Source organism: Pseudomonas sp. s4 (genome assembly GCF_046764235.1).
In the GTDB taxonomy this organism is placed as follows: domain Bacteria; phylum Pseudomonadota; class Gammaproteobacteria; order Pseudomonadales; family Pseudomonadaceae; genus Aquipseudomonas; species Aquipseudomonas asiatica.
On record NZ_CP177209.1, the window covers coordinates 855,751 to 872,324 of the forward strand.

General features: G+C 63.9%; 12 protein-coding genes. 9 read left to right on the top strand and 3 right to left on the bottom strand.

Going from position 1 to position 16,574, the window contains the following annotated elements; genetic code table 11:
• Positions 1 to 17: 17 nt before the first annotated feature.
• The 9 genes from ACK56M_RS04015 to ACK56M_RS04055 all read left to right on the top strand — a co-directional run bounded on the left by ACK56M_RS04015 (position 18) and on the right by ACK56M_RS04055 (position 9,770).
• On the top strand, positions 18 to 917 hold the full coding sequence (locus ACK56M_RS04015; protein ID WP_015268881.1) for a homocysteine S-methyltransferase family protein: 900 nt from the start codon (positions 18 to 20) through the stop codon (positions 915 to 917).
• 169 nt (positions 918 to 1,086) lie between these two features.
• Positions 1,087 to 2,358, top strand: coding sequence for a cystathionine gamma-synthase family protein (locus ACK56M_RS04020; protein ID WP_015268882.1), 1,272 nt, complete (start codon positions 1,087 to 1,089; stop codon positions 2,356 to 2,358).
• Between the two features lie 143 nt (positions 2,359 to 2,501).
• A complete protein-coding gene (locus ACK56M_RS04025; protein WP_043935306.1) occupies positions 2,502 to 3,950 on the top strand; it encodes an amino acid permease in 1,449 nt (482 codons plus the stop codon).
• A gap of 37 nt (positions 3,951 to 3,987) precedes the next feature.
• Complete coding sequence (locus tag ACK56M_RS04030) at positions 3,988 to 4,872, top strand: LysR substrate-binding domain-containing protein (RefSeq protein ID WP_061303411.1); 885 nt, start codon at positions 3,988 to 3,990, stop codon at positions 4,870 to 4,872.
• Between the two features lie 23 nt (positions 4,873 to 4,895).
• Complete coding sequence (locus tag ACK56M_RS04035; RefSeq protein WP_015268885.1) at positions 4,896 to 6,284, top strand: threonine synthase; 1,389 nt, start codon at positions 4,896 to 4,898, stop codon at positions 6,282 to 6,284.
• Positions 6,281 to 6,718 (top strand): Lrp/AsnC family transcriptional regulator, encoded by a 438-nt coding sequence (locus tag ACK56M_RS04040; protein ID WP_015268886.1) that lies wholly within the window; start codon positions 6,281 to 6,283, stop codon positions 6,716 to 6,718. Before ACK56M_RS04035 ends, ACK56M_RS04040 begins: the two co-directional genes overlap by 4 nt.
• Before the next feature lie 209 nt (positions 6,719 to 6,927).
• On the top strand, positions 6,928 to 7,971 hold the full coding sequence (locus tag ACK56M_RS04045) for a homoserine dehydrogenase (RefSeq protein WP_015268887.1): 1,044 nt from the start codon (positions 6,928 to 6,930) through the stop codon (positions 7,969 to 7,971).
• A gap of 12 nt (positions 7,972 to 7,983) precedes the next feature.
• Positions 7,984 to 9,402, top strand: coding sequence for an aldehyde dehydrogenase family protein (locus ACK56M_RS04050; protein WP_015268888.1), 1,419 nt, complete (start codon positions 7,984 to 7,986; stop codon positions 9,400 to 9,402).
• A gap of 44 nt (positions 9,403 to 9,446) precedes the next feature.
• The gene (locus ACK56M_RS04055) at positions 9,447 to 9,770 is read left to right on the top strand and encodes a RidA family protein (RefSeq protein ID WP_052329203.1); all 324 of its coding nucleotides are present in this window, start codon (positions 9,447 to 9,449) and stop codon (positions 9,768 to 9,770) included.
• A 23-nt stretch (positions 9,771 to 9,793) separates the two neighbouring features.
• Here ACK56M_RS04055 and ACK56M_RS04060 read toward each other — a convergent pair whose 3' ends face one another.
• The 3 genes from ACK56M_RS04060 to ACK56M_RS04070 form a co-directional block, all read right to left on the bottom strand.
• Entirely contained in the window at positions 9,794 to 10,747 is a 954-nt protein-coding gene (locus tag ACK56M_RS04060; protein WP_061303405.1) for an arsenic resistance protein, read from the bottom strand.
• Positions 10,748 to 10,940: 193 nt separating this feature from the next.
• Positions 10,941 to 12,194: a serine hydroxymethyltransferase gene (glyA, locus tag ACK56M_RS04065; RefSeq protein WP_003256308.1), complete on the bottom strand. Its 1,254-nt coding sequence runs from the start codon at positions 12,192 to 12,194 to the stop codon at positions 10,941 to 10,943.
• Between the two features lie 341 nt (positions 12,195 to 12,535).
• Positions 12,536 to 16,366 carry a bifunctional diguanylate cyclase/phosphodiesterase gene (locus tag ACK56M_RS04070; protein ID WP_137137897.1) on the bottom strand — a complete coding sequence of 1,277 codons (3,831 nt, stop codon included), beginning with the start codon at positions 16,364 to 16,366 and terminating at the stop codon, positions 12,536 to 12,538.
• Positions 16,367 to 16,574: the final 208 nt, after the last annotated feature.

The window sequence follows — 16,574 nt, forward strand, 5'->3', positions numbered from 1 at the left end:
ACCTTTAGAGTAGTTATATGAAACAGCGAGCGATAGTAATTCTCGACGGTGGCATGGGCCGTGAGCTGCAGCGCAGTGGGGCGCCGTTTCGTCAGCCCGAGTGGTCGGCGTTGGCGCTGAGCGAGGCGCCGGAAGCGGTGGTTGGTGTGCACGCAGCTTTCATCGCTGCCGGTGCCCAGGTCATTACCAGCAACAGCTATGCGGTGGTGCCGTTCCACATCGGCGAAGAGCGTTTTGCAAAGGAAGGACGACAACTGGCCAATATCGCAGGCCAGCTGGCGCGGCATGCCGCCGATACCGCAGCGCACCCGGTCAAGGTGGCGGGCTCGCTGCCGCCGCTGTTCGGCTCCTATCGCCCGGACCTGTTCCAGCCCGAGCGCGTCGAGGAGGTGCTGGCCCCGTTGCTGCAGGGCCTGGCCCCGCATGTTGACTTGTGGCTGGCCGAAACCCAGAGCTCGGTTGCCGAGGTGCGAGCCATCCACGGCCAATTGCCGGCAGACGGCAGGCCGTTCTGGGTGTCGTTCACCCTGCAGGACGAAGAGGTCGACGAGGTGCCACGCCTGCGCTCCGGCGAGCCAGTGGCCGATGCCATCGAGGCCGTGGTCGGCCTGGGCGCGGCGGCCGTGCTGTTCAACTGCAGCCAGCCCGAGGTCATTGGCGCTGCACTGGATGTAGCGCGCTCGGTAATCGAGCGACACAACGCTGACATCGCCATTGGTGCCTATGCCAACGCCTTCCCGCCGCAGCCGAAGGAAGCCACCGCCAACGACGGCCTGGATGAGCTGCGCGAAGACCTTGACCCGCCGGGTTACCTGGCATGGGCCAACGATTGGCGTGAACGGGGTGCCAGCATGATCGGTGGCTGCTGTGGCATTGGCCCGGAGCATATCGCCGAGCTGAAACGCAACCTGGCGTAAAGCCTTGAAGGGGCAGGGCGGCTTCCGCACCCGCTCGGCCCCAGCCATTAAAAAAAACGTTACTCAGACCCGGATTCCATCGTTTTTCAGTCCCCCCGCCATGCCCCTATAGTCCGCTGAAAGCCGATGCCGAATCGGTGTACACAACTCAGCGGTGCGGGAACCGGATATGAACAAGAACGAGAAATTCGAGGGCAATGCAGCGGCCGGTATCGGTACGCGTGTGGTGTGGAGCGGGGAGCAGGTTCAGCATCCGTACAACGCTACCCAGACCCCGATCGTGGTCAGTGCCGCCTACGGCTACAACGACATCGATGCCTGGTACGACGTGGCGCAGGGCAAGCTGCCCGGCTACATCTACAGCCGCATGAGCAACCCGACAGTCGCTACCCTGGAAGCCAAGCTCTGCGAGCTGGAGCAGTCCGAGTCGGCGGTGGCATTCAGCAGCGGCATGGCTGCCATCAGTGCCGTGCTGCATACCTTCCTCTCAAGCGGCAAGCGTGTGGTATCGACCCGCGACAGTTACGGCGGTACCAACAAGATCTTCGAAGAGTTCCTGCCGCGCATGGGTGTGCAGGTCTGCCTGTGCGACACCCTCGACACCGAAGCGCTGGAGCGCGAGATCGCCGCGGGTTGCGACCTGCTGTATCTGGAAACCCCTACCAACCCCACCCTCAAGGTACTGGACATCCAGCGCCTGAGCGCTGCCGCCCGGAAGGCTGGCGCCGTGGTGGTGGCCGACAACACCTTCGCCACCCCGCTGAACCAGAACCCGCTGGCCCTGGGCGTGGATGTGGTGGTGCACAGTGCCACCAAATTCCTGTCCGGGCACGGTGATGTACTGGGCGGGGTGGTGTGCGGTGCCGAGTCGTTGATGGCCCAGGTGCGCCACTACCGCGAGATCAACGGTGCGGCGCTGGACCCGTTTTCCGCCTACCTGATCATCCGCGGTATCAAGACCCTGGCCCTGCGCCTGCGTCAGCAACAGGCCAGTGCCCAGGCCCTGGCGCATTACCTGACTACCGAACCGCTGGTCGAAGCGGTCAACTACCCGGGGTTGCCCCAGCATCCGGGCCATGCGATCGCCAAGGCGCAGATGCGTGGCTTCGGCGCCATTGTCAGCTTCGTGCTCAAAGGCGGCATGCCCACCGTAGCGCGGCTGCTGCCGCGCCTGAAGTACGCCCATCGGGCGGGCAACCTGGGCGCGGTAGAAACCATCTACGGCCCGGCGCGTACCACCAGCCATGTGGAAAACACCCTCGAAGAACGGCTGGCCCTGGGCATTTCCGAAGGGCTGGTGCGCATTTCGGTGGGCATCGAGGACACCGAGGACCTGCTGGCAGACCTGGCACAGGCCTGTGCATCGGTGCGCCAGGAGTTGGCCGCAGCAAAGGAATTGCACGGTGACGAAGACGCCTGCCTGGCCGAAGCACAGGCCTGAGGCAGGCGTGTAGCACCCGCTCCTTGCGGTGGGTGCCACTTCATGAAGTCGAACAAAAACAATATGCAAGGCAATTCGCTTCGCTCTGCCAAGACGAGGTCGTTGCAACGTCCTTGCCCGCCAACTTTCATGAGTAAACCACAATGTCCCTGCAGACAACGACAACGAGAAATGCTTCGGCGCATAGCTTCAAGCAGGATATGCAAACCCGCCATATCGTCATGCTGGCGCTGGGCGGTGTCATCGGTACCGGCCTGTTCCTGACGTCGGGCTACACCGTCAACCAGGCGGGCCCGCTGGGGGCGGTCATCGCCTATATCCTCGGCGCGATCATGGTCTACCTGGTGATGATGTGCCTGGGCGAACTGGCGGTACACATGCCGGAAGTCGGCTCGTTCAGCAGTTACGCCACGCGCTACCTCGGGCCGGGTACAGGCTACATGGTCGCCTGGATGTACTGGCTGACCTGGACCGTGGCCATCGGCTCGGAATTCACCGCCGCCGGTATCCTGATGGTGCGTTGGTTCCCCGATACGCCGGTGTGGATATGGAGTGCGCTGTTCGGGTTTGCGGTGTTCATCAGCAATATCATTTCGGTGCGGTCGTTTGCCGAAACCGAATTCTGGTTGTCACTGATCAAGGTGCTTGCGGTGATTGCCTTCCTGGTGGTGGGCGGCGGCGCGATCCTGGGCGTTTTCGAAATCACCCAGGCGCACAGTGTCGGGCTGGGCAACTTCACCCGCGAGGGGCTGTTCCCTACGGGCTTTTGGTCGATCGCCATGACCCTGCTGGCGGTGGCCTTCGCGTTCTCGGGTACCGAGTTGATCGGCATCGCCGCCGGCGAAACCCGCGACCCGGAAAAGAACGTACCCAAGGCCATCCGTACCACGGTCCTGCGGCTGGCGCTGTTCTTCGTCGGCACCATCTTCGTATTGGCTACCTTGTTGCCGCGTGAACAGGCCGGGGTGGTTGAAAGCCCGTTCGTGATGGTCTTTGCCATGATCGGTATCCCCTATGCGGCGGACATCATGAACTTCGTCATCATCACTGCACTGCTGTCGGCGGCCAACTCCGGGCTTTATGCAGCGGCGCGCATGCTGTGGACCCTCAGCGACCAAGGCAACATGCCCCGCCGGTACGCGGCGCTGTCGCGTCGTGGCACGCCGTTCAATGCCATCGTCCTGAGCATGGCCGGTGGCATGGCATCGCTGCTGAGCAGTGTGTTTGCCCCCGACACCATCTACCTGGCGCTGGTGTCCATTTCCGGGTTGGCGGTGGTGGTGGTGTGGATCAGCATCGCGGCCAGCCAGATGGCATTCCGTCGCCATTACATCGCCAATGGCGGCAAGCTCGAAGACCTCAAGTTCCGCGTGCGCGGCTACCCGTTCGTGCCGCTGGCGGCCATCTTCTGCTGCGTGCTGGCCTGCGTCGGCATTGCCTTCGACCCGGCACAGCGCGTGGCCCTGTACTTTGGTCTTCCATTTATCGCCTGGTGTTACCTGGCCTACTGGCTGACCCGCAAGTACCGCGACCGTCGCCCGCTGCAACCGGAAGCCTTGGCAACAGGTTCCGAGGCCGCCAGAGCAGGGTGATACTAGGGCACCGGAACGTTGCCACGAGAAACCGCCGATGACCCAGAAAACCCTGCCCCCCTTGAACTGGCTCAGAGCCTTCGAAGTGTCGGCGCGTTACCTGAACTTCACCCATGCAGCCGAGGAACTGCACCTCACCCAAGGGGCCGTGAGCCAGCAGATCCGCCACCTGGAGAGCCAGTTGGGGGTGGCGCTGTTCAAGCGCCTGCCCCGGGGGCTGGGGTTGACCGAAGAAGGCCAGTCCTACCTGCCGGTGGTGCAGGATGCGATAAGCCGCCTGGCGGTAGGCACCAATGAAATTTTCGGGCAACGCCAGCGTCGGCCCCTGAAAGTGCGCGGCAGCCTGTCGTTCCTGCATTTCTGGCTGGCGCCCCGCCTGGTCGATTTTCGCCGTTCGCACCCACAGGTGGACATCCGCTACATCAGCAACCTGTGGGTCAAGGAACTGGATGCAGAGGATGACCTGGAAATCCGCTGGGGCAGCGGCCAGTGGGCTGGCGTGGAGGCGCAGCGCCTGACCCGCGACCTGCTGGTGCCAGTCTGCTCCCCTGCGCTGATTGCCGGCTCCCCGCTACGCGAGCCGCGCGACCTGGCCCGCGTCCCGTTGCTGCATGTGCTGGGTTACGAGGAGGGGTGGGGTTACTGGCTGGAGCGGGTAGGCGCCGATCAGGTCGATTCTTCCAGCGGCCTGCAGTTCGACACGCTGGTGGCGACCTTGCGCATGGCGGAACTGGGGCTTGGGGTGGCACTGGCGCGCTCGTCGCTGGTCGAGGACTTGCTGCAGGAGGGGCGGCTGGTGGCGCCTTTTGCGCAGCGCATCGAGGCGAGCGAGTCGTTTTACCTGGTACGTGGCCTGGGTGAGGCGTTGTCCACGGATGCCCAAGCCTTCAGCCACTGGTTGGTGGCGATGGCCCACCGTTAATCAAATATTTACCTGGAGCACCGATGCAGTACACATCCACGCGCGGCAACGAGACACGGGTTGATTTCCGCACGGCGCTGCTTTCCGGGCTGGCCGACGATGGCGGGCTGTACGTGCCGACTGCGGTGCCGACGTTCAGCCAGCAGGATATTGCCAGCTGGTCGTGGTTGCCGTTCGACGAACTGGCCTGGCGGGTAATGGCGCCGTTTGTCGGCGACACGCTCGATGAGCCGACCCTGAGAGCGCTGGTAAGCGACAGCTACCGCGGCTTCAAGCACCGTGGCATCGCACCGCTGCAGCAGATTGGCCATAACGAATGGATCCTGCAGCTGTTTCACGGGCCTACCCGTTCCTCCAAGGATTTCGCCGCGCAGTTGCAGGCGCGGCTCATCCGCCATTTCCTGGGCCCCGATTGCGAACGGGTCATGCTGGTCGGTGCCAGCAACGGCGATACGGCGGTGGCCGCTATCGAAGCCTTGCGGCATTGCCCTACGGCACGCTTGCTGGCGCTTTACCCCAGTGCCGGGACACCGGCCGACCGGGCGGCGGTGATGCGCAGTGCCGCTTCCGAAAGCGTGAGCTGCGTGGCCGTGGACGGCAGCTTCGATGACTGCCAGTCGCTGGTGTCGGCGCTGCTGCGTGCATGGCCGTGCCCCGGGCTGATTCCCGTGAGCTTCAATTCGACCAACTGGGTCGGCGTGCTGGCGCAGATCGTGTTCTATTTCCACGCGGCGCTTCAGCTGGGTGGTGGGATTCGGCCGGTGGGTTTCAGCATCCCCACGGCCAGTTTTGCCGAGATCTACGCGGGGTTCATTGCCCAGAAAATGGGCCTGCCGATCAACCAGATCATTGTTTCCACCAACCGCAACGATGCCTTGCACCGGTTCATCCACTGCAATCGCTACAGCCGTGGCTCCACCAGCCAGACCTTGTCGCCGGTCATGGACTTTTCGCTGTTCTCCAACCTGGAACGTTTCGTCTGGGAGCTGTATGACCGCGATGGTGGCGCGACCCGGGCACTGATGGAGCATTTCGAGGATTGTGGCGAGTTGAGCATCGGCAACCGCCAGTGGCTGCACGCGCGCATGCTGTTCGACTCCTATGCCGTGGATGACGCGCTGATTCGCGAAGAAATCGTCACGCTGTTCCAGGAAACCGGCTGCGCAGTAGACCCACACGCTGCCACCGGGGCATTCGCCGGGCGCCTGCACCGGCGCAACATTGGTGCGCCGATCGTCACGCTGGGCCAGTTTGCCCCGGAAAAGTCTGCCGGGTTGCTGGCGGAGCTTGGGGCCTGGCATGGCGAGGTGCCGGCCTGTGGTGTTGGCAGCGCAGGCGTTGGGCCGCTGCTGGCGCCAGAGGACCTGGCGGGGGTTCATGAAATACTGGCCCGGTTGCAGGCAGGACGATGAAGCGCATCCTCGACCCCCTGGACGAGCGTATTCTCGCCGAGCTCACCGCCAATGCACGCATTGCCCATGCCGAACTGGGGCTCAAGGTGAACCTGTCGCGTAATGCGGTACGCCAGCGCATCGAGCGCCTGGAGCGTGACGGGGCCATCCAGGGCTATACCCTGCGTATCGGTGAGGGGCGACGACCGACCTCGCTGATCAACGCGGTCATCTTCGTCTACCGCTACGACCGCATGCGCGGAGAGGCTGTGCTCGATGCATTGCGCCAGATCCCCGAGGTGATCCAGTGTGAAGTGCTCAGCGGCGAATTCGACCTGCTGCTGCGCGTCGAGGCTTCCAGCCCGGAACGGGTGCACCATGTATGGAAGGAGATTGCCGCCATGCCTGGGGTCGAGAACACCGTGACATCGTTCGTCCTGGCCACGGTGATCTGAGACGCGCGCTTGCCGTTTGGTAACCCTCGCTACAACAACGCCGCCCGGGTTTGCGCCCTGGCGGCGTTTTGCATTCCGGCGGCGCTCAGGCGTGCATCGGCTACTGGTCAGATTGGCCAGTAAATACAGCGGATTGCCATATTCAACTGGCATTGCACGGCTCTTACGCTTGTCCCCATCGACCAACCGCCTGGAAAGGACAGCGAACCATGACCGAATACAAAATTGCACTTGTTGGCTTTGGCGGTGTGAACCGTGCCCTGGCCCAACTGATCGCCGAACGCAATGCGCGCTGGCAGCAAGAGCTGGGCTTTGGCCTGAAGATCGTTGGCGTGACCGACCTGTTCCTGGGGTCGGCAATCGACCGCAACGGTCTGGATGCGGCCACGCTGGCTGCACTGCCTGCTCAGAAGGGGGCGCTGGCGCAGATCCCGCAAGGTTCGGCTGAAGCGTTCAACGAATCGGTGATCAAGCAGTCCGGTGCCGACATCATCGCCGAGGCCACATTCACCAACCCCAAGGACGGTGAACCGGCGGCAACCTTCTGCCGTTGGGCGCTGGAAGCAGGCAAGCACGTGGTCACTACCAACAAGGGGCCGATCGCCTTGCATGCTGCGGCGCTGAAGGCCCTGGCCAAGGCCAATGGTGTGTCGTTCGAGTACGAAGGCGCGGTCATGAGCGGTACGCCGGTGCTGCGCATGGCGCGCCAGACGTTGGCCGGTGCAGGCCTGGTGGGGTTCGAGGGCATCCTCAATGGCACCTCCAACTATGTGCTGACCCGTATGGAAGAGGGACTCGGTTTTGCCGATGCAGTGGCCCAGGCGCAAGCACTTGGCTATGCCGAGGCTGACCCGAGCGCCGATGTGGAGGGGTATGACGTACGCCTGAAAGTGGTGATCCTCGCCAACGAGCTGCTCGGCGCTTGCTTGCAGGTGAATGATGTGACCTGCAGCGGGATCAGCAGCCTCGATAGCGCTGCTATCCAGCAAGCGCAGGCGGCGGGCCAGCGCTGGAAACTGATCGGCAGTGCCAGCCGTGAAACCGATGGTTCGGTGCGTGCCTGCGTCGAAGCGCGCCTGTTGCCCGGCAACCACCCTCTGGCGGGTATTTCCGGTGCCACCAATGCGGTTGCGTTCAACACCGAATTGCTGGGCGCTGTAACCGTGTCCGGCCCGGGTGCGGGGCGTGTCGAAACGGCATTCGCCCTGTTGTCTGATATCGTCGCCATCCACACTGCTGGCCGCTCGGCCTGAGGAGCAACCTTCATGAGCCTGACTTCCGTGTCCCGGGTAGCCGTCCAGCAACCCGCCTTGATCGATGTCTACAGCCCGTTCGACGGTAGCCTGGTCGGCAGCGTCGCCAACCTTGCTGCCGATGCCGTGCCAGGTCTGCTCGTGCGTGCTCGGCAGGGCGTGCACGAAAGTGCCGCGCTGCCTCGGCACCGTCGCGCGAGCATTCTGGAGCAGGCGGCCCGGCTGATTGAGCGCGATGCAGCCGATTTTGCCGGCCTGATTGTCGACGAAGCGGGCAAGACCCTGCGTCAGGCCGAGAAGGAGGTGAAACGCTGCATCAACACGCTCAAGCTGTCTGCCGAGGAAGCGCGGCGCAATGCCGGCGAGGTGGTGCCGTTCGATGCCTACGAAGGCTCCGAATCGCGTCAGGGCTGGTTCACACGCGAGCCGCTGGGGCTGATCCTGGCCATCACGCCGTACAACGACCCGCTCAACCTGGTGGCGCACAAGTTGGGGCCAGCGATTGCCGGGGGCAATGCGGTCATTCTCAAACCCTCGGAGCTGGCCCCGCTTTCTGCCTTGAAGCTGGTGCAGTACCTGGTCGACGCGGGGCTGCCAGAGGCCGTCGTCACCGTGGCCACTGGCGGTGCCGAACTGGGCAAGGCCCTGGTGGCCGTGCGTGAAGTGCGGATGATTTCCTTCACCGGCGGTTTCGCCACAGGCGAACAGATTGCCCGGGGGGCGGGCCTGAAAAAACTGGCCATGGACCTGGGTGGCAACGCCCCGGTGCTGGTACTGAAGGACTGCGACCTCGAGGCCACTGTCGAGTCTTGTGTATCTGGCGCGTTCTGGGCAGCCGGGCAGAACTGCATCGGCACCCAGCGCATCCTGGTGGAAGCTTCCATCTATGAGGCATTCCGCCAGCGCTTCGTGGCCTTGACCCAGGCCATGGTGGTAGGTGATCCAGGCCTGCGCGAAACCGACATGGGGCCGATGATCACCGAAGGCTCGGCCCGGCAGATTGAAGAGCGCGTGAACCAGGCCCTTCAAGGCGGCGCTCGCCTGCTCTGTGGTCACAAGCGCCAGGGGGCTACCTATTCGCCGACGGTGCTGGAAGGTGTTGACCACGCCAGCCGGCTGTGGCGTGAAGAGGTGTTCGCACCGGTGGTGATGCTGGCGCCCTTCGAGGAGATCGAGCAGGCCATAGCGCTGGCCAATGCCCCGGAGTACAGCTTGCACGCTGGTGTGTTTACCCGAGACCTGTCCTTGGCGTTGAGCCTGGCACGGCGTATCGAGGCGGGCGGCGTGATGATCAACGACTCGTCCGACTACCGCTTCGATGCCATGCCATTCGGTGGCTCGAAATATGGAAGCCTTGGCCGCGAGGGGGTGCGGTTCGCCTACGAGGACATGACCCAGCCCAAAGTCGTCTGCCTCAACCAGATGGGTTGAGAGGGGGAACCTTGATGATCGAACGTTATGGACAAGGCGAGCGGATGTCGCTGGCGGTCTGCTACAGGGGCCTGTTCGAAACGGCAGGCGTGGTTGCGGACGACCTGCAGCAGGATGTACAGGGCCAGTTGCGGCAGGCGTTGGGTACGATCGATGGGCTGATGGCAGAGGCCAACGTCGATAAGGAGCATTTGACCCGGGTTCAGTTATGGATCGCCGACTACAGCCACTTCGACCTGGTCAATGAGGTGTACGACGCCTGGTTGAAGGGGTATCCGAAACCTCCACGGGCTTGCGTAGGCGCAGACCTTGGAGAGGGGTACCTGGTCGAGGTGCAGGTGTTTGCCGTGTGCCCTGAGCGCTCCTGACCCAAAGCGGCTGACGCCCCGGGTCAGCGCACAAACCGGGGTATCGCCTTTACGTAGACCAGTTCGCCTAGCAGTTCCACCAATGTCTGCGTAATCACAGCTGCCGCCGCCAAACCGCGCATGTCTTCCGGCAACGCCAGCGCCAGCGGCAGCACTACCAGCGAATTGCGCGTGGCGGCGCTGAAGGTTACCGAGCGTGCCTCGGTCACCGGCAAGCGCAGCAAGCGCGCCGCAACGAACCCGAGCACTGGCGCCAGCAGCATGAAGCCGATGTACACCGGAATCACCGGCAGCAAACGGTCGAAATCACGCAGTACCACGGCAATCTGCGAGGCGATGACCACCACCAGCACCAGAGCCATGGCCGGTACCGGCATCCACGCCCAGGCGTCGTTCCAGGTCGAGACCGTGCGTGAGCGACGGGTGCCGGCGCTGGTGAGTACGGCGAGGACCATCGGCAGCACGATCAGTAGCACGAAGGCTTCCACGAATGGGGTGATGGAGATGGCCACGCTGCTGTTGTCACCCAGCATCAGGGCCAGGTAGAGCGGCAGCATTGCCAGTTGTACCAACAGCAGCACAGGGGTGGCGGCCAGGGTCAGGCGGGAGTCGCCTTTGCCGATGTGGGTGAAAACCACCACGTAATCGATGCACGGTGTCAGCAACACCAGCAGCGCGCCGATGAGGATCGCCGGGTGCTCGACCAGCCCGCGGGTGATGGCCCATACCAGTAGCGGCACGAGGACGAAGTTGGCCAGCAGCAGGGCGGAAGTGAAGCGGCGGTTGCCCAGACCCTGGCGCAAGTCGAGGAAGGGGATCTGCAGGAACATCGCGTACATCAGCACCGCGATGGCGGGGGTGACCAGCGCCTCCAGGAGCTGTGCAGTGTCGCTGGTCAGCAGGCCGAACGTGACGGCGGCAAGCACGGCGACGAAATAGATCGGGACCTGGTGGGTTTCAAGTTGCTCTCTGGTCAAGGTAGGGCCTGTGCTTGAAGGGAGGAACGCAATCATAACCTGTGGGAGCGGGCGTGCCCGCGAATACCGGCGCAGCCGGTGCCATCCACCGAGTCGTCTTCTTCGCGGGCACGCCCGCTCCCACAGGATTCGCCACCTGAAAACGAAAAAGCCCGGCACTAGGCCGGGCTTTTTCCTGTCAGGCAATCGCCAATCAGTTGCCGTAAACCGGCAGCTTCTTGCAGATGGCCTTGACCTTCTCACGCACGGCGTCGATCACCGCTTCGTTGTTCAGGTCCGCCAGGATGTCGCAGATCCAGCCAGCCAGCTCGCGGCACTCGGCTTCCTTGAAACCACGGGTGGTAACGGCTGGGGTGCCGAAACGCAGGCCCGAGGTGACGAACGGAGAACGTGGGTCGTTCGGTACCGAGTTCTTGTTGACGGTGATGAAGGCTTTGCCCAGGGCGGCGTCAGCGTCTTTGCCGGAGATTTCCTGCTTGATCAGCGACAGCAGGAACAGGTGGTTCTGGGTGCCACCGGAAACCACGTCGAAACCACGCTCGATGAACACGCTGGCCATGGCCTGGGCGTTCTTCACCACTTGCTGCTGGTAAGCCTTGAACTCAGGCTGCAGGGCTTCCTTGAAGCAGATGGCCTTGGCGGCGATGACGTGCTCCAGCGGGCCACCCTGGGCGCCCGGGAAGACGGCGGAGTTCAGCTTCTTCTCGATCTCTTCGTTCTTGCGAGCGAGGATCAGGCCGCCACGCGGGCCGCGCAGGGTCTTGTGGGTGGTGGTGGTGACCACGTCGGCGAACGGAACAGGGTTCGGGTACACGCCAGCGGCAACCAGGCCGGCAACGTGGGCCATGTCGACGAACAGGTAGGCACCGACCTTGTCGGCGATGGCGCGGAAGCGGGCGAAGTCCAGAACCTGCGAGTAGGCCGAGAAGCCGGCAACGATCATCTTCGGCTTGTGCTCGACAGCCAGGCGCTCGACTTCGTCGTAGTCGATCAGGCCGTTGCTGTCGATGCCGTACTGGATGGCGTTGTACAGCTTGCCCGAGGAGCTTACCGAAGCACCGTGGGTCAGGTGGCCACCGTGGGCCAGGCTCATGCCCAGGATGGTGTCACCGGCCGACAGCAGGGCCAGGTAGACGGCGGCGTTGGCCTGGGAGCCGGCGTGCGGCTGAACGTTGGCGTAGTCGGCGCCGAACAGTTCCTTGGCACGGTCGATGGCCAGTTGCTCGACGACGTCGACGTACTCGCAACCACCGTAGTAGCGCTTGCCTGGGTAGCCTTCGGCGTACTTGTTGGTCAGGACCGAGCCCTGTGCCTCCATGACTGCCGGGCTGGTGTAGTTTTCCGAAGCGATCAGCTCGATATGCTCTTCCTGGCGCAGAGCTTCTTGCTGCATGGCTTCGAAGAGCTCGGCGTCGTACTTGGCAATGGTCAAATCACGGCTGAACATGGCGGTCCTCAAGGATCGGGGTGAATTGGGGGGGCATTCTAACCGATTGATCCGCGGCTGGCATATGAAGTGGCATCAAGTCGCGGACCAATGGGCTTCACGTTGCATCCCGCGCCGTGTCTGGGCTGGGCGGGAACTGGAGTTGACTCGCAGGTCCGTTTTTAAGGGTGCGCTTCTCAGGCCGGGCGCGGTCCCTGTAGGAGCGGCCTTGTGTCGCGAAAGGGGCGCGCAGCGGCCCCGCGATTGCAGCGTTGCCGCCGAAATTGTCGGGACCGCGTTGCGGTCCTTTCGCGACACAAGGCCGCTCCTACAGAGTCCGCGCACGCCAGGAGGCGTTGGGGTCAATGGAACATGAAGAGCTTCTCGTTGGCGAACTGCGCCTCGAACTGATGCGCCGGCATCGGCCGCCCGAACAGGTAGCCCTGCACCTCGTCGCAACCATGCTCGCGCAGGAACTCCAGCTGCTCGTGGGTCTCCACCCCTTCGGCGATCACCGCCAGGTTGAGGCTGTGGGCCATGGCGATGATCGCCCGGGCAATCTGCGCATCCTGCTCGCCTTCGGGCAGGCCGTCGACGAAGGTGCGGTCGATCTTCAGCACGTCGATCGGGAACTGCTTGAGGTAGTTCAGCGACGAATAACCGGTGCCGAAGTCGTCCACCGCGATGCTCAGGCCGAGGTTTTTCAGGCTGGCGAGAATCTGCATGGCTTCGTTCACTTCGCGCATCAGGATGCTTTCGGTCAGCTCCAGCTCCAGGCACGCCGGTGGCAGGCCGGTTTCTTCCAGAATGGTGGCGATGCGCGTACCCAGCTGGCCGTCGGAGAACTGCCGCGCCGAGATGTTCACCGACACCTTGGGCACGCGCACCTTGGCCTTGTGCCAGGCCTTGAGCTGGCGGCTGGCCTCGCGCAGCACCCAGTCGCCCACGTCCACCACCAGGCCCAGTTCTTCGATCACCGGGATGAAATCGCCCGGCGGCACCAGGCCGCGGGTCGGGTGGCGCCAGCGTAGCAGGGCTTCGGCGCCGGTCAGGCGCTTGCCGTCGCCACTGAACTGCGGCTGGTAGTAGAGGATGAACTCGTTCTGCTCCATGGCATGGCGCAGGTCGCTCTCCAGCTCCAGGCGTTCCAGGGCGCTGGCGTTCATCTCCGCCTGGTAGAACTGGAAGTTGTTCTTGCCGCGCTCCTTGGCGTGGTACATGGCGGTGTCGGCGTTTTTCATCAGCTGGCTCAGCTCGCTGCCGTCCTGCGGGCTGAGGGCGATGCCGATACTGGCGGTAACGAAGAACTCGCGGTTTTCCAGCACGAACGGCCGCACCAGGCTGCCGAGGATGTTCTCGGCCACGTGGATGGCGCGGTTGAGTGCCATCTCGCGGGTCGCGCGCGGTTGCAGCAGCAGGGTGAACTCGTCGCCGCCCATGCGCGCCACGGTGTCGTCGTTGTCCACACAGGCCAGCAGGCGCTGGGCCATGTCCTTGAGCATGCGGTCGCCGGCAGCGTGGCCGAGGGAGTCGTTGATCGGTTTGAAGCGGTCCAGGTCGAGGAACATCAGCACCACCCAGGCCTTTTGCCGCTCGGCCTGCTGCAGGGCGTTGTACAGACGGTCCTGGAACAACGTGCGGTTGGGCAGGTGGGTGAGGGCGTCGTAGTAGGCCAGGCGGTGGATGCGCTGTTCGCTGGCCTTGCGCTCGCTGATGTCGGTGAAGAAACACACGTAGCTGGCCAGGTCGCCTTCGTCGTCCAGCACTGCGGTAATGCCGACCCAGGCCGGGTAGTGGTCGCCGTCGCGGCGCTTGAGCCACATTTCGCCCTCCCAGCTGCCTCGCTGGTAAAGCTGCTTCACCACGTAGCGCAGGTGGCCTTCCTGCTGCTCGTCGACGGTAAGCATGCCCGGCAACTGGTCGAGCACCTCGCTGACGGCGTAGCCACTGACGCGGCTGAACGCTTCGTTGGCCTGGACGATATAGCCCGCCGGGTCGGTGATGAGGATGGCCGAGGTGGAGTGCTCGAATACCGTCGCTGCCATGCGCAGGTCTTTCTCGGCACGGCGTTGCTGGCTGATGTCGCGGCCAACCCCGAGCACGCCTTCGAAGCGCTCTTCATCGTCCCACACCAGCACCAGGCGCAGTTCGATGGGGATCTTGCGGCCATCGGCGCGCAGGCAGTCGAAAAGGAACAGCTGGGTGGGCAGTTGGTTGCGTAGCTGGGCCAGCTGGGCCGGGTCGCCCATGGCCTTGCTGACGCGCTCCATCAGGCTGTAGATGCCGGTGAGCTGGGACGGGTTGGCGATGATCGACTGCCAGCCGTTGGCGAAGATCCAGTCGGCCTGGTAGCCCAGCACGCTTTGCACCGAGGGGCTTACGTAGTTGAGCTGGAGCAGGTTGTCGGTGGAGAAGATCACGTCGCTGATGCTTTCGGCGAGCATGCGGTAGCGCTGCTCGCTGTCGCGCAGCGACTGGCTGGCCTCGATCTGCACCGTCACGTCCTTACCCACGCCGATGATGCGTGTCACCAGGCCGTCGGCGTCACGGGTCAGCACTTGTTCGCGGATGTCGTAGCAGCGCCAGCCGCCATCGCGGTGGCGGAAACGCAGCTGGCAGTGCAGCGGCTGGTCATGGCCGCTGTCCCGCTGTTGCTGGCGCAGCGCCTGGTAGTGCGTGGCATCCTCGGGGTGCAGCAGCAGTTCCCAGAAGCGCTCGCCCATCTGCGCCAGCTCGGTACGGTCGTAGCCCAAGGTCTGGCCGAGGTGGCGGTTGCTGAAGATCATGCGCTGGCTGAGCACGTCCTGCACATACAACTGGTCGGGCACGGTGCGCACCACGTCCGACCAGAAGCTTTCGCGCTCCAGCAGCGACAGCTCCACCTGCTTGCGGCTGGTGATGTCGCTGATGCTGAGGATGACCGCCTGGTAGTCGCGGCGCTGCTGCGGCAGGCGGGCCATCAGCCACAGGTGCAGCTCGCCACCCAGCGGCGCCGGCAGGCGCACCTCCAGCTCCAGCAGCGGGCGCTGCTCGATCAGCGCGTCGATCAGTTGCATGCCGATGCTGTCGCGGCCATCGCCAGTGCCATCGATCAGGCGCTGCCAGGCACCTTCGTGGCTGTCGATGTTCAACAGTTGGCGGGCCACTTGGTTGATCTCGGTGATCTTCAGCTCCAGCAGCAGCGAGCGGCGCAGGTTGGGGTCCAGGGCCAGGCTGTGTTTGAGCGCGGCACGGTTGCGCAGGTGGTAACGGTCGAGTTGGCCGGGCAGGCTGGACAGGTCGAGCACACACAAGGCCACGCCGGTGCCTTCGAAAATTTCCTGATAGCGCCGGCGGTCGTCCTGCAGCGCCCGTTGGCGGCGGCGCATGTTGACCAGGGCCAGCATCGGCAGCAGGGCGCAGAACAGCACCAGCAGGCATTTGCCGAGCAGCGCCGGCAGCAGCTTCTGTTGGGCCAGCTTGGCGTCGAACAGGCCGCGCAACTGCCAGGTACTGTTGTCGATGAAAGCCAGCATCACGCTTTGCAGCGGTTGGTTGCTGGTAACGGCCGGCGCATGGCTTTGCAGTACCTCGCCGTTGCGGCTGTTTTCCAACAGCCACAGCGGGTGGCCGGCACCATCCAGGTGGAGGGTGAGGGTGCGGTAGTAGTCCGGCGACAGGCGCAGCAGCCAGTAGCCGCGGCCTTGTTCGGTGGCCTGGCGTAGCAATAGGTAGACGGTGCGGTTGTCGCCCGAATTGGTGAAGAAGTACGGGCTGCCCTGGTTCAGCCTAAGCAGCTCGTCAAGCAAATGGCGGTCGGGGCTGCCGGCCAGGCTGTCGGCCTGCACCTGCCCGGTAGCGTCCAGCCAGGCCATGCTCTGCAGGGCCGGCAGGCGCTCGCGAAGGGTGCCCATGAGGCTGGGCAGGGCCGAGGGCGTCGGCGCCTTGACGTAGGGCTGCACCACATTCACGGCCTGTTGCGCCTTGAGGGCCATGTTCAGGCTCAGGTGGTCGGCCAGTTCGGCGGTGGCGTCCAGGCTCTGTTTGCGCAGGTCGGCCTGGGTATGGTTGAACTGGGCGAACAGCTGCCACAGCAGCAGGCCCAGCAGGATCAGGGCCAGCAGCGCCAGCGCACCCTTGATCGACCCGCGCAGCGAGGCCACGGGCGCCTGTGGCGCGGAACGCAATGTCGACGGATGAGTAAGATTGGTCAAGCGTTGATCCTGCGATTGGGCTGGCGATGGCAGGGATGGATCATGCACGGTGTGTGCCGGTGTCTGGTTGCCAGACCGCGGTGGCGCACTATAAGGCCGGACACCCGAAACGGGCTAGCATGCCTAGGATTATGGCAAAGTGCCAGCCGATGTGACCGGTGGTGCCTGCCCGGTGGTTCGGCAAGCCCCTGCAACCTGTGCGAGAATA